The 13,771-nt window shown below is 59.5% G+C and carries 9 protein-coding genes; 3 read left to right on the plus strand and 6 right to left on the minus strand.

The genetic code is table 11. From position 1 onward, the window contains the following. Nucleotides 1-12: 12 nt before the first annotated feature. Nucleotides 13-1,533: a sugar transferase gene (locus PCS43_RS18905; RefSeq protein ID WP_064443494.1), complete on the minus strand. Its 1,521-nt coding sequence runs from the start codon at nucleotides 1,531-1,533 to the stop codon at nucleotides 13-15. Between the two features lie 850 nt (nucleotides 1,534-2,383). Here PCS43_RS18905 and PCS43_RS18910 point away from each other — a divergent pair. Continuing rightward, nucleotides 2,384-3,850, plus strand: a complete 1,467-nt coding sequence (locus tag PCS43_RS18910; RefSeq protein ID WP_223304619.1) for a hypothetical protein — start codon at nucleotides 2,384-2,386, stop codon at nucleotides 3,848-3,850. Continuing rightward, complete coding sequence (locus tag PCS43_RS18915) at nucleotides 3,844-5,295, plus strand: glycosyltransferase (RefSeq protein WP_058038950.1); 1,452 nt, start codon at nucleotides 3,844-3,846, stop codon at nucleotides 5,293-5,295. Before PCS43_RS18910 ends, PCS43_RS18915 begins: the two co-directional genes overlap by 7 nt. Nucleotides 5,296-5,297: 2 nt before the next feature. On the opposite strand, the gene PCS43_RS18920 is transcribed toward PCS43_RS18915, so the two are convergent. Then, nucleotides 5,298-6,473 (minus strand): O-antigen ligase family protein, encoded by a 1,176-nt coding sequence (locus PCS43_RS18920; protein WP_156423195.1) that lies wholly within the window; start codon nucleotides 6,471-6,473, stop codon nucleotides 5,298-5,300. Between the two features lie 348 nt (nucleotides 6,474-6,821). Between PCS43_RS18920 and PCS43_RS18925 the strand changes: the two genes are divergently transcribed. Further along, the gene (locus tag PCS43_RS18925) at nucleotides 6,822-7,145 is read left to right on the plus strand and encodes a helix-turn-helix domain-containing protein (RefSeq protein WP_223304618.1); all 324 of its coding nucleotides are present in this window, start codon (nucleotides 6,822-6,824) and stop codon (nucleotides 7,143-7,145) included. 99 nt (nucleotides 7,146-7,244) lie between these two features. On the opposite strand, the gene PCS43_RS18930 is transcribed toward PCS43_RS18925, so the two are convergent. The 4 genes from PCS43_RS18930 to PCS43_RS18945 form a co-directional block, all read right to left on the minus strand. After that, a complete protein-coding gene (locus PCS43_RS18930; protein WP_058038947.1) occupies nucleotides 7,245-8,168 on the minus strand; it encodes a UTP--glucose-1-phosphate uridylyltransferase in 924 nt (307 codons plus the stop codon). Nucleotides 8,169-8,740: 572 nt separating this feature from the next. Further along, entirely contained in the window at nucleotides 8,741-9,889 is a 1,149-nt protein-coding gene (locus tag PCS43_RS18935) for a cellulase family glycosylhydrolase (RefSeq protein WP_209907879.1), read from the minus strand. Between the two features lie 46 nt (nucleotides 9,890-9,935). Then, on the minus strand, nucleotides 9,936-11,669 hold the full coding sequence (locus PCS43_RS18940; protein WP_209907877.1) for an ArnT family glycosyltransferase: 1,734 nt from the start codon (nucleotides 11,667-11,669) through the stop codon (nucleotides 9,936-9,938). Then, the gene (locus PCS43_RS18945) at nucleotides 11,666-13,627 is read right to left on the minus strand and encodes a hypothetical protein (RefSeq protein WP_209907875.1); all 1,962 of its coding nucleotides are present in this window, start codon (nucleotides 13,625-13,627) and stop codon (nucleotides 11,666-11,668) included. Before PCS43_RS18945 ends, PCS43_RS18940 begins: the two co-directional genes overlap by 4 nt. Between the last annotated feature and the right edge of the window lie 144 nt (nucleotides 13,628-13,771).

Here is a 13,771-nt window from a genome sequence, read left to right on the forward strand (position 1 = left end):
TGACTGAACGGATCAGTATGCGCCGTCACTAGCCATTACGGCTTTGAGCGTCTTCACGACGATCATCACGTCCCCGACCATCGACCAGTTGTCGACATAGGACAGATCCAGCCGAACGGTTTCTTCCCACGAAAGATCCGAGCGCCCGCTCACCTGCCACAAACCGGTGATACCCGGTTTGACCAGCAGTCGCCTTTTCACGGCCCCGTCGTATGCCTCTACCTCACGCCTCAACGGCGGTCTCGGACCAACTACGCTCATCTCGCGCCGGAGCACATTGACGAACTGAGGCAACTCGTCAATCGAAAACTTTCGAATGACGCGCCCCACCTTGGTAACCCGAGGATCGTCACGCATCTTGAACAGGACACCGGCGCCCTCGTTATCCGACAGCAGGCTGTCGACCTGCGTATCTGCGTTCTGAACCATCGATCGGAACTTCAGCATCGGAAAGGGAACCCCGTCCAATCCCATTCGCTCCGACCGATAGAGCACAGGACCCCGACTGGTGAACTTGACTGCCAACGCCGTCACGATCAAAACGGGACTGATCAAAATGAGAATTACAGATGCGAAAACGACGTCGAAGGCTGTCTTGGCGAACCGTTGAGCACCGTGGTATCGCGGACGTTCGACGTGAATCAGTGGAAGGCCCGCCACCGGCCGCATCGACAGTCGCGGACCGGAAACATCCAGGATTCCCGGTGCCACAACAAGATCGACGTCCTTACACTCCAGATCCCAGGCCAGTTTCCGCATACCGTCGTAGCCGAGGTGTTCCGTCGCCGTAACCGCCACCGCATCGGCTCCGACCAAGTCGAGTGCGTCGGTCACATCGTGCTCGTCCCCGAGGACCGGTATTTCGTTGCCGTCGACCACGATGACTCTGTCGCGACGACCTAGTTGACTGGGTTGGCAGACGCCCACGACCCGGTACCCGTCACCGGGAGCTCGTTCGAAGGTTTGGGCCATTTTCTTGACTGCAACCGGGCTTCCCACGACTAAGACGGACGTCTGGAAATCGCCGCGCGAGCGCTTCCTCGCAATCACCTTTCGCCAGATCCAGCGGCTCGCCATCAGCGCGGTCAGACCGACAGGAAATGCGAAGGCCAGATAGAGCCGCGCGATGTCCAACTGCAACAGCAAGCTGACAATCGCAATGAGTCCGAAGAGGCGAACTGTCGCGACGAAGATTCGCCTGTACTCTTCGGGTCCGCTGCCGATCACACGAATCGAGCGAGTGCGAAAGATCCCCAACGACGATAACCACATCGCCGCCAATGCAATTGACACACCGGTGTAGCTGAGTTGCCCGAGGATTCCGGGGCTCACTGCGCGGCTGTCTCCACCGAATCGCAGCCATTGAGCCAGGAAAACCGTCGCCACGATGATCACCGAATCGCCCAGGAACAGCCTTCTGCGGTACGCCGTTTCCCATTCCCTCCGAGAAGTCGATCCGCGGCGGAGGTCGGGCACTGCGCGGGGAAGCGTGTGCTTGGTCTTGCCCAGTGTGGACACGTCGAGCGCCGTCACGTGATCAGTCCCTTCCTCATTCGTGGAATCCGTGTGTCGTTGAATCCGTGTGTCGTTGACAGGTGTTGAGCGTGATTCACCAGATTTGAGCAATCCACTGGAACAGCAAATTGCTCGCTTCGATCCGAAGAGTGCAATTGTTCGAGAATCGGAACGCTCTCACGCTCCGAGTGGATTACATTTCAGCACTGTCCGCGCGCAGGATCAAACGCAAAGTCGCCCCAGTTCAGGCCTGTAGTCGCCCGCACCCCTACCTATTCCAATGTGGCCGCAACGCAAGCGCTTTGCCTCTCACCGTTCGGAGGCGGAGCGCCTGGAACAACAGAACGAAAGATCGATTCAGAGGCAACTATCGCGTTACTTCGACGAAAGTGCGGCAAAGCGAAGGACCTTACTCGTCAGTAGGCGGTTGCCACAGGGCAACGCATTACCGATACGGCCTGAATAGAGGATCATTTCCATTGGTAACCAACGCAATGACTTTCGCCGACATAAGGTGCCTGCGCCGTTGGGGACCTACGTCCCCGGCAGGGATCTTGGTCCCTATTGCCGATTCGATGTGCAATTCGAAGGCGAATAGCCCTACAGCCCTTGCTGATACAGGCTTCAACATCGAAACAAGATCAGGTCACTCGTCCAGTTCGCAACAAGCAAGCTCCGAAAAGAAAATTTTCCTTCGTCTCAATATGTGGGATTTCTGCCCCGCTTCGGCCGTTCCGCAGCGGCCGGTGCTCGGATTCGCACCTTGTGATCGATCACGTAAGGTCGACCAAAGTCGGGTTCGCTGACACAACCTCGCTGCAGCCGACACAGCCGGAGTGGACGACCAGTTCGAATAGGACTACATATCTTGAAGATTCGCGACCTACGCACGCAGTCGGGAATTATCCCCCGCCTCACAGTACGTTGGCTGATGATTGCAGCCGCGACAATCTTTGCTTTCTGGCCCACCTGGACCAATTTGTGGAGGAGCACCGCGAGCGGTACCGCCATCGGATACGTTTTTGTCCTCCCTTTGCTCTGCCTGATAGCCGCCGTCGGAACAGATTTGCGACGCGGCCCGGACCTTCCGATCCACGACCGTGAGACGGACAAGATTGTCGGTGGTATCGGCTTACTTGTTTCTCTGGGTTTACAGGCACTCCTCATGCCACGTTTTGCCGAGAACTATGAATTGATGCATATCGATGTAATCGCGGCATGGGTATTTGTCTGGAGCGCAGCGGTTCTCATGTTCGGGCTGCGTCCGGTGAACCGCTACTGGGCAATCTGGGTTGTTCCGATCGTCCTGGCGCCGCTCATCTACCGCACGCTGGCGACCGAACTCGGCGGCACGCGATTCGACTACAGCATCATCATGGTGCTGGTCGCCTCGGCCGCAACGACGATCGCCGTCAGTAGGACCTGGAGACGGGGATTCGCCGGGTTCGTCGCTTCGTCCGTCCTGGGTGCTGCCTTGGTCTACTACCTCTCGCGGCAGTACCCGACTGCACCCTTGTTCAGCGTCCAGCTGCTACCAGCAATAGGTAGTGCGTTACTGGTAGGCGGGTTCTTCTACCTGTACGAGCGACGTGGAAGGTCATGGAAGCCGTTCGAGCGTCCGCTCCGGAATCCATCGACGTCAACCAGCAACTGGACGATCCTGGTGGTGTTCGCCGCGGCAATCGTGATGTTTTTTACGCCAGTGCCCACCACTCAGAGCGTTCCGGTCTCAGTAGGTCCGCCGGCGACTGCTGATCCACGCCTCATCGTCCCCGCCGGTTGGCGTGAGATCTCAACCGACGAATACGATTGGCCGAGAAAATACTTCGGTTCCACCTCGGCACTCACTCGCCAGACAATTCGTGCTGACACACCCAACCCTGCCTGGGACACCCAGATGCGACCACGCACCGTCCAAATGGACGTTGTTCAAGTGCGTCGCCCGTCTACTCTGTCTGTCTATCCGAGCAATACAACCTATGATCTCCAGAACGCACGTGTCAGCCCCACCGTACGAGTTGAGTTGACTCGTGGAGTTGTCGCGGAAATGTACACAGTTGTCGACGACTCCCTCCTACTCACCTGGAGCAACCTCAATTTCGTGTGGACACGCGGCGACGGTGCCGCACAACGCGTCACACTCTTGACAGTGGACAATCATGAACCGAATGCCTTGTTCCCCGAACCGAAACCATCGATGGCTTCGAATGGAAGCAACACCTTGGCAGTTCTACTCAGAGGCAGGATATCTACTGTCGACAGCGAATCTCAGTACAAGGATCTAGGTATGCTCCAGTCCCTCGGAAGGCTTGTCGTGGAGGCACAGAAGTGGTAGATCCCGATCTCTCGGTTGAGGACGAAAGCTCCGAAGAATTCAAACGAGTTGCACTCCACGATGCTGTGAACGGACTGCGTGAGCGTAAACCGATTTCGTCGGCATCAGTTGCGTTCTATCCGTGGCAGCGCAACATCCTGTTCCTGATTCTCGTGATCACCGTTGTGTGTCTGGTCTTCTTCCTTACTCCCACGCTCATCGTTCTCACATTGGCATGCACGCTCGGGTACGTATGGGCGATGGTGGATCGCCTAGTGCTGTTCACACGAGGTCTGGATGCCTCCTCGATCGTGACGATCAGCGATCAGGAGGCAAGCTCGCTTTCCGATGAAGAACTACCGCACTACACAATCCTTGTGCCGGCGTACAACGAGCCGGAAGTAGTCGGAGACCTGATTTCCGCTATGCGTGCGATCGACTACCCCTCGAACAAATTGCAGGTGCTGTTGCTCCTCGAAGAGGATGACACCGTCACCATCGACGCGGCGACTGCCGCCGGAGTCGATGCCGTGGTGAGTATCTTGAAGGTCCCTGCTGCAGATCCGCGCACCAAACCCAAAGCCTGCAACTACGGATTGCACTTCTCTACGGGCGAGATAATCACCATCTACGACGCCGAGGACTCACCGGATCCGCTCCAGTTACGCCGTGTGGTGGCAACCTTCGCGAAGCTTCCATCGAATACCGCGTGCGTTCAGGCGAAACTCGCATTTCACAACGGGACTCAGAATTTGTTGACCGCGTGGTTCACGGCCGACTACGCCCTCTGGTTCAATTTCATCCTCCCAGGACTGATGCGCAGTCAGTCACCGATTCCTTTGGGAGGCACGTCCAATCACCTTCGACGAAGTGTGCTCGACGAGATCGGCGCCTGGGACCCCTTCAACGTCACGGAGGACGCAGATCTCGGAGTTCGCATCGCGGAGAGCGGCTACCGGACCGCTGTTCTGAACTCGACGACGCTGGAGGAGGCCAACAGCGACACGATCAACTGGATCCGACAACGCTCACGCTGGTACAAGGGTTACCTGCAGACTTGGTTGGTTCACATGCGTCAACCTGTGAAACTGTGGCGCGGACTCGGCACGGTCGGATTTCTACGCTTCACCATCTTGATGGCGGGGACACCCATTGTGGCGACACTGAACATGGCGTTCTGGCTGATCAGTCTGGGTTGGATTCTCGGCCAGCCCGAGGTCATCCACGACGTGTTTCCCAACTACGTCTATTTTCCCGCCCTCGTGTCACTCGTATTCGGTAACGCCGCAGTCCTTTACATGAACCTGGTGGCATGCCGAGAGACGCGAAATCCTATGCTGCTGATAGCTTGCCTGACCGCTCCGCTTTACTGGGTCTTGATGAGCATCGCAGCCATCAAAGGCACATATCAGTTGATACGCAACCCGTCTTACTGGGAGAAGACCTTCCATGGCTTGAACACGTAAGCTCAATTCCCGATCAACGCTTGTTGCGCGGGTTGAGCTTTGAAGCTTGCGGTCCGATCGCTGCCGGCCGAAAGACATGCAAACGCGAGTACGACCGGTAGCCAGTAGTACGCCTGCTCGAAAAATGCCGACGTCAGTGCGAATGTCATCATCGCGACCAGCACGCCGGCCGCGGCGGCGTTCTTGCCGGACTTCATCGATCTGAACGCAACCAATGCCGTCGCGCAGATGATGAGTCCCACAGCCAGGGCAAGCACCACCCCGCCTTGGTACCAAGACCGTAGAAACACATTGTGGACGACTGTGACGTTGTCGAACGAGGCCGCATTGGCAGCGTTCAGACCCACCCCGGACAGCGGATGCGCGCGAATAGCATCCCAAGCGAATCCGTAAGTGTCGTTACGGATCTCGAGTGTGCTGACGGCTTTGGTCTGCCCTGTGACCTGAAGGTATCGATCGGCCGGCGTCTCCAGGTGCTTTCCGAACTCGGTGTAGGTGATTGCGACCCAGAAGAGCACAGAGGCGCCGACAAAACTCTTGACGATGGTGGTGATCTTCACTCGCGAAGAAATCGCCACGACGATCAATCCGATCGCGCAGGCCGACAACGAACTCAAACTACCGGTTGCCAGCAGTCCCACCGCGTTCACAATCGAGATCAGCACCAGAACGACCCGATTTCCTACCTTTCGCACTGCAGCCCCCAGGCACAGAATCAGCGCAAGTGAGGACATGATGCCCAGAACGTTCGGGTGACCTGCCAGACCTGGAGCACGACCGTTCACAACACCGAAACCGAAGACGGATGAACCGGCCAATTGGATAGCGGCGGCCAGAGCAGAAACCGATTGGCTTGCTATGAACGCAATGCATACACGCCTGACAAAACCCGGATCACGCCGGACATTGGCGACCATCACAAATATTCCGAGCCCGAGAACTATGAAAAGTTGGATTCCAACATAAAGATTTCCGCCGATATCATTGCCACGCGTCGCTGTTACCGTGGCGACGAGAGCGGCGTAGCCGGCGGTCAACCAGACGCCGACAAACTGCGGCCGAGCAACTCGTCCCAGCGCTACTGACGCCACGATGACCGCAAGCACTGCCATCGCCCACAACTGCGTGACGGCGCCGGGCAACGAGCGGTATATCGGAACTGCGATCGCGATCGCCATCCACACGGCGGTAGTCGGCGACAAAGGAATTCTGCCCGTTCGCCCTGCCGTCGAAGCGGCATCATTCCGAAGACCTTGAGGTCTGACTTGACTCGGCGTTGTCATTGAGTTCCTGCTTCCGACAATCGAATTTTTTGCATTTCACCCTCGATTTCACCCTTCGCCGACGCCGGGCTGAATAATCCCCGCTCAGCGCAGAAGTCATCCTCTGTCGGCAACGTCGCGTAACTGCAAATAAGCGAATCGTCGACGCAAAACTTTGCCACGACATGGCAGATATCCAATTGTCCTCGACTCGTGGCCGAAAGGAAGTGGCATATACGTCTCGGCTCAGGCAATATGACCGCTATGAGTGGTTTCTCCGCATGGGTCGAGAATCAACTGGAACTTCGCTCGTTCGGCGACATCCAGGAAGCTGCGCGTGCGCTGAAGATTCGACCTTCCGAGCTGAGTCGATGGCTGTCGGCTAAACGCCCTCCCACGCAGGACACGATGCGGACGGCATGTCAGGTCTTCGACGCTCCGATCATGGAGGTCCTCGTAGCCGCCGGTTATCTGACCTCTGAGGAAGCGGAGCCGGGGATGACTCCACCGTCGATCGTCGCGACGATTTCGACACAGTCCCTGGTGGACGAACTCACCCGACGCGGTATCGACCGACAAAGTGAATGAATCCGGGCTACCGACATTCACATACGCGCTAGCCGAACATGGTGCAGATTCTCGTGCACCAAAACATATTTCGACCTCAGCTGTCATGGACGGCATTATTCAGTACGTCAACTGCGGATCCGGCTGATCCAATCGTTCCTTGAGCCAGACTCGCAACTCCGGTCCGTACTCGGTGCGACTGAGCGCATGGTCGAGAGATGCTCGCAGAAAGCCTCCCGGGTTACCAAGATCGTGGCGGGTTCCGTGATGGACGACGACGTGAACCGGATGCCCCTCCGCGATCAACAGCGCTATCGCATCCGTCAGTTGTAGTTCGCCACCCTGCCCGGGTGAGATTCGTCTGAGCGCGTCGAACACGGCGCGATCGAGAAGGTATCGTCCGGCCGCGGCGAGAGTGGACGGAGCATCCTCAGGAGCCGGCTTCTCGACCATGCCGACGACGGCAAGTACATCGGGATCGCTGCCCTCCACAGGTGTTTGGACGTCGAATACTCCGTAGGCCCCAACACGATCGGGCGCGACGTCGAACGCGCACAGCACAGAACCACCACGCTCGACACGTACCTTCGCCATCGCGTCGAGAATGCCGCAGGGGTGGACCAGATCGTCGGGAAGCAGCACCGCGAACGAGTCCTCGTCCGCATCCAGCACCGATTCGACCAGACCGACAGCGTGTCCCAATCCCAGCGGAGACTCTTGCACAACCGGCTCCACCGAGATCAGGCCCGGGGCCCGACGCACACGCTCGAGTAGATGGTGCTTCCCGCTGGCGGCGAGCTTGCCCTCGAGCACCAGGTCCTCGACGAAATGCCCGACGACCGATGCCTTGCCCGGCGCAGTGACAATTACCAGACGTTCCGCGCCTGCTTGCGCCGCTTCGCTTGCGACCAGCTCGATCCCGGGTGTATCGACCACGGGGAGCAACTCTTTCGGAACCGTCTTGGTGGCCGGGAGGAAACGAGTCCCCATCCCGGCAGCCGGCACCACAGCAGTCTTGAAAGGCCGTTCAGCGCACCCAGTCATCGTTCACCTCTCCGCTCACACGATGCTCCACACACTTACCGTTACGCGCATGCAGCGGTCGTCCCCTCATTTCGACGACCGAAAGCTCACATCGCATGTACAGCCTGCGCACAAGGTCTACCGGGCGGCCGATGCCGCCGCAAGTTGACTCGAACTCGGAATTCGTTGCGCGCGAGAGCTACACACCACCCCTCGATGTCACTTCCACGAGGGGCACGCCGCACTCCGCGCACTACCCGTTACCGCGGCGAACGGTTGTGATCGTATTTCGACGTTGACCACGGCGGGACGTAGCAACTGGCCAAAGAGACAGGTACGACACAACTTCCGAACTCAGCACCTCAACCGGACCGTCCCCAGCCGACCCGGACGAAGGTCCTGGAAGCGTCGCATCGATGGTCCCGTGCGACTTCACCCGCCTTCAAGTTCGGTTATCCACAGGTGAATGCCACTGAATACCATTGAATACGAACGAAATACGGTCATCACGCCACAACACCAGATTCAGGTTGTTATCAAATCGTGACCATACTCCCACTGGATGGAACTCCCAGTGGACTACTAGCAGTGTCCTAACTTGCCAGTGAAGCAATCACGTCGAAGAGTGGATCGTCAGGCCCGATATCCATTGTGCATTCGTTCGGCCGTGGATCCGGCACGAATGCCCACAGGAGAGCTCCAGCCGTACCGGCCACCTTCTGCCCCGTCAGCTTCGTCTCGATATTCGTGGCTCTGGTCGCCAGTGATTCACAACTGCCTGCCAATTCGCCTGTCTCGGCGACCAACAACGGCTTCCCGACGTTCGCGGCCTGTTCGATGCGACGCGCCAGTCCGTTCCACTGGTCGCCCGGAAGCGGAACCCCGTCTGCTCCGTAGTCGTGATACTGCAGAACGTCGACGAAGTCGGACTCGCTCACGTACTGGTAGTCGTCACCCGCGGTGCCGCACTGACCGCCCCCGACGTATCCGGCCGTGATCAGGGTGTTCGGATCGATCGCCCGAAGTTCGGCGCCTGCCGTGTCGAAGAACTCCCGCAACACCTGCGCGGAATCAGACGGGCACGTTCTTGTCCACCAATTGCAGGCGGCATCGGTACACAGGCTCGGTTCCGGCTCCCCCACCAATTCCCACGCCGCGACGGAAGGCTCGTTCTTCCAACGGTCGACGGCGGTGTGCATCCAGTCCTGGAAGCTCATGGTGGCTCGACCTGGGATCAGGTTCGCGACCTTCCACTCGTCGGTGTACCAGTCCCTGGATTTGAACAGCCCGTCATCACACCCGCTGTCCTGGGGTGAGAGCACCGGAATCGTGAACTGATTGTGTCGCGCCGCAGCGTCGAACACCGCGTCCATCGGGCCGAAATCCATCTCCCCGGACACCTTGTTCACCGCGAGCGCCTGGAACGCGTTGAAACGCGTGACGGAGTTCGGTGGCAGAGAACCGAAGTAGGCATCGAGATCGACCATGGCGCCACAGCCGAAGTTCACCGACCAATCAGTGGCCAGTTGATAAGCATTCAGCCCGGTAGGCCACCATGGTTGTCCGTCGAGCGTCAGTCCGCTCGACGACGCTCCCACCCGAACCGTCTTGGGCGAATCGGCAACCACCGGCGTCGTGAACATTCCTGTCACCACCGCGACGGTTGCGAAGCTGACTACAGCGGCAGCGATGCGGCGACGCACTGTGCCACGCACACGCGGACGCACTTCTTCAGAAGACATCTACAACCATCCACGTCATACGGACAATCCTCCCACACGAATTGCCTCATCGACCCGTTTGCCGTTCACCGGTGACGCGATACAAACGCCAGGCCGAAGGGTCCATGCCGCCGTCGTTGGGAACCTCGAGTACCAGCGCTCCCACACCGCCGGCCCCGGTGTCGTACATCGTCGGATAACGCCGATTGACCGCGTCCGACACACCGCGACCGGTGTTCGGCACCGACAGGATGTATTCGACGTGATGTTCGGCGGGGTTGTTCAGTACGCGCACGAAGTCCGCATCGGAAGGCACGACGAATTGCCGAGGGTTGTCCGACGACGCCACGACGGCATAGCTCTGCACGGTGTCGAGCAGAACCGACCCCTCCGGCAGAGCCAAGTCGTCCAGGTATCTGGCGATGCGACGCTCGGCCGCAAACGTGCGCAGATTCGTCTGCTCCTCCAGGTTCTGCCGGCCCGGAATGATCGCACTGGCAATGGAATGCTCAAGCACTGCGATCCGCGCATTACCCATCGCGACAAACGTGACCAGCGTCGACCCGACCAGCAAGCACAGAGAGATCACAAGGGGCAGAGATGGCCCCGACTGCTCGGGGTACGTCGATACCGAGCGTGACGCAGCAGCCCCCGGTCGACGCGTGACGACCGGCGCTCCGCGAGGTGCGATCAGGACGACCAACACGAAACACAGCGGAATGATCGAAATGTAGAAGCGCAGAAGGGGAAACGTCGATCCCATCACGTAGAGCAAGGTTTGGGCACCGAGGATGGCGCCGAACAACACAAGAGGCACGACCACTTCGGTGTCGCGCCGCCGAAGTGCGTAGATGATTGCAAGGACCGCGAGCACCGGGAGCGCCGGGCCGAGTACGGCCATTTCGGTAATCGAGAACGCAAGACGGGCGATCGGTGAGTCGGTTCCGGCACCAGCCTGCTCCAGGATGGAACTGTTCCCGTAGACCGACGAGAACTGTTGGAACGCTTGACCTGTGATGAGCCAACTGGCAAACGACCACAAGGCGAAGGCAAGGAATCCCGGCATCAGCACTACGGCACCGTCGAGGGCTGCTGCCCAGAGCCGCAAGCCAGGCCCCGCGCCCTCGCCGCGCTCCTCAGCAGTCGGACGGAAACGAAGCCAACTCACCACGGTCACCAGCACCACCGCGACGAACAGCGGGGCCAATGCGTCGTATCTGGTGAGGTACGCCAGAGCGAAAGCGAGGCCGGCACCGATGAGGTCGTGTACGTCGTCGCTTCGCATCCACCGAATCAATCGACGTGTCGCCCACAGAACGAAGAAGAGGAACGGAGCTTCGCTCATTCCGCTCGCCGCGTACATGACGATCATCGGGTTGACAGCGAACAGCACGGTCAGGACGACGGTGACCCATCGCGCACACCCACGGTCGCGGCTGATCCCACGTACCTGAATCACAGCACCAGCCATGAAGGCCGCGGACATCACGACCGCAGTGATGTTCCACCGCAGCAGATCCGGCCACCAATGACCCATCAGGCCCATCGGAATCTGGACTGCCGCCGTCAACGGGGTGAACACGAACCCGATCGCCGCGAAGTGCGGATCACGGCTGAGCAGCATCGCCGACACCGCGGCGACGCGGCTGAGCGAATCGGTGAAGATGAACCCGATACCCGCGTTCATCCACACGCCCAACGCGGTGTAGATCGCGAAGAGCGCGACGAACATCCGCCATGGCTTGCGGCCCGGTAGATCGTGGACCGCGACGGACAGGGCCGGGCGATCGGTGACGGTCACTGTCCGCGACGCCGAGCCACGAGCACACCACCGACGGCAACAGCGATCAGAACCACGGTCCCGAATCCGATCCAGCCGATCGTGACCGCGCTCAGTCCGGTCTCTTCTTCGGCCGAGGTCGCGGTGCCCAACGGGGCGACGTTGACTCCGACATCGAAGGGCTCACTTCCCCGAGGCGCGACCAGGAGATCGCCGGTCAGTTCTGCGAACCGGTCCTTCCCACCTTCCAACCAGTTGAGCAGACCGTCGGCATCGGCCGCATCACCCTCAGAGGTCAGCGCCACCACTTCGTTGTGCGAACCCGAAACCACCTGCAAGGCACCGTATTGTCCACCGAATTCCAGACCCTGCAAGCGCAGGAGCCCTTGATCTGCTGTGTCCATGGGTAGAGCCACCGGAGTGGGAAGCTTCCCGTCCGCCGCGATCAACAACGCCGGCAGCGAACTGGTCGCCGCGTCGCCGAACGGGAGCACACGCGGTTGCAGCGGCAGATAGCTCAACCGCTGCATCGCGACAACGAGGCGCTGCGCGCGAACGAGATCTGCGAAATCACCGTGACTCAAACCGACATCGAGTGTGGGCAGCATCGACTGCGGTAATGCCTGGAATCCTCCAGGCGTCGGCGGGAATCCGGTAGTGGACGTGATGGTGCTTGCCGGATCGACAGTGAGCGAAGACGGGCTACTGGTGCCGCATTGGAAGTCGCCGGTCACATCCATCGAGACTTCGAAGGTCAGGTCGCGACGCAGGAGTTCGTTCGGAACATCGACGCCGATGTCGAAGCGCCCTGTCTCGTTCACCGTCTGCGAAGCAAGCCGTGAGTCCCCCAGCGAAATCGACAGTTCTCCGTTGCGTGAATTCGGCAGCGGTACATAGGAACCGATCATTCGGATCGACACGTCCTTCATCGGACGCCCCAGTTGCGACTGGCTGAACGGGACGTCGACCTCGATGTGATTGAGACCGGAAGCCGTCAACGTTCCGAGCTTCAGCTCACCGACGGTGATGGCGTCCTGGGAAATCTGGGCAACTGTGTTGTCCGGTGACGCGAGCGCCCTGCTCGCCGCCCAGTAGCCGTCGAAGTTCGCCGCCAACAGACTGACCTGAGGAACGAGGGTCTTGTCGTCCCCTGAAATTCGCAGCACTGGTGCACCATTCGGAGCAGTCGCGAGATCGATCCCGGCGTCCCCACTGTTGCCGAGCACTACAGCTCTCTCGAACAGTCCCGGCTCAACGGACGGCAGACTCTGGCCGTTCGGCAGTTGCTCCACCACCACGGCGTCAGGCTGACTTCCGTACTTGTTGACAATCGCTGCACTCAGCTGCAGAGCCGCACTCTGCTGTGACCGTGACGAACCATCCGTGACGTAGATGGTTGCCTTCCTCAAAATCGGCGGAAAGAAGGTTGCAACAGTCGTGGGCTGCTGCTCGGCACCGTCGTAGGTGACAAAGGCATCCCGGAGCGCAAGGGGCTGGTATCTCGTTCGGTCGTAGCAGCGGTCGTCGACGGGAACGAGGTGAGCGATCATCGACACGGTCACGCTCCGGTCGACCACTTCGAGACCTTGCAACGGAACCGAAATCGGTAGACCGGTTCCGGCCTGCCCGGCGTCGAAGTCGACGCGGCTCACCAATCTGCCGTCGGCAGTCACCTCGAGCCAACCCCTACTGAAGTCGGTCGGGGCGGTCAGGATTCCGGTCACGGCTGTTGCGGTGAGTCCGTCCGGCACCGGCACGGTCACCAAGACGGGTGCGTCATCGGAGGAGAACACGATGTCTGTTCCTCGTCCGAGTTCGGTGAAGGAGATCGGAGTTGTGGCTGAGGCGGCCACCGAAGTATCTGCGTCGTCCTCGAAATCCTGGGCGGAGGCGACGCTGCCGAGCGGAAGCAACAAAGTGACCGCGACAGCCACCGGCATTGCCAGCGCGCGCGTCAGCCAGGTTCGAGAGTGGCCCATCAGCGTGTCTCCTCGACATTTCTTGTTTCCGCGCAATCACCAAACACAAATCACGAGTAGCAATCTCGCCAGTTCGCGACGGTCGCAGGTCCGATCGCACCGTTACGGACAAACAAACCATAACGACCAATTTATGCGTTTGGC

It is taken from the genome of Rhodococcus sp. C-2, from assembly GCF_027854095.1.
Lineage (GTDB): Bacteria > Actinomycetota > Actinomycetes > Mycobacteriales > Mycobacteriaceae > Rhodococcus_F > Rhodococcus_F qingshengii.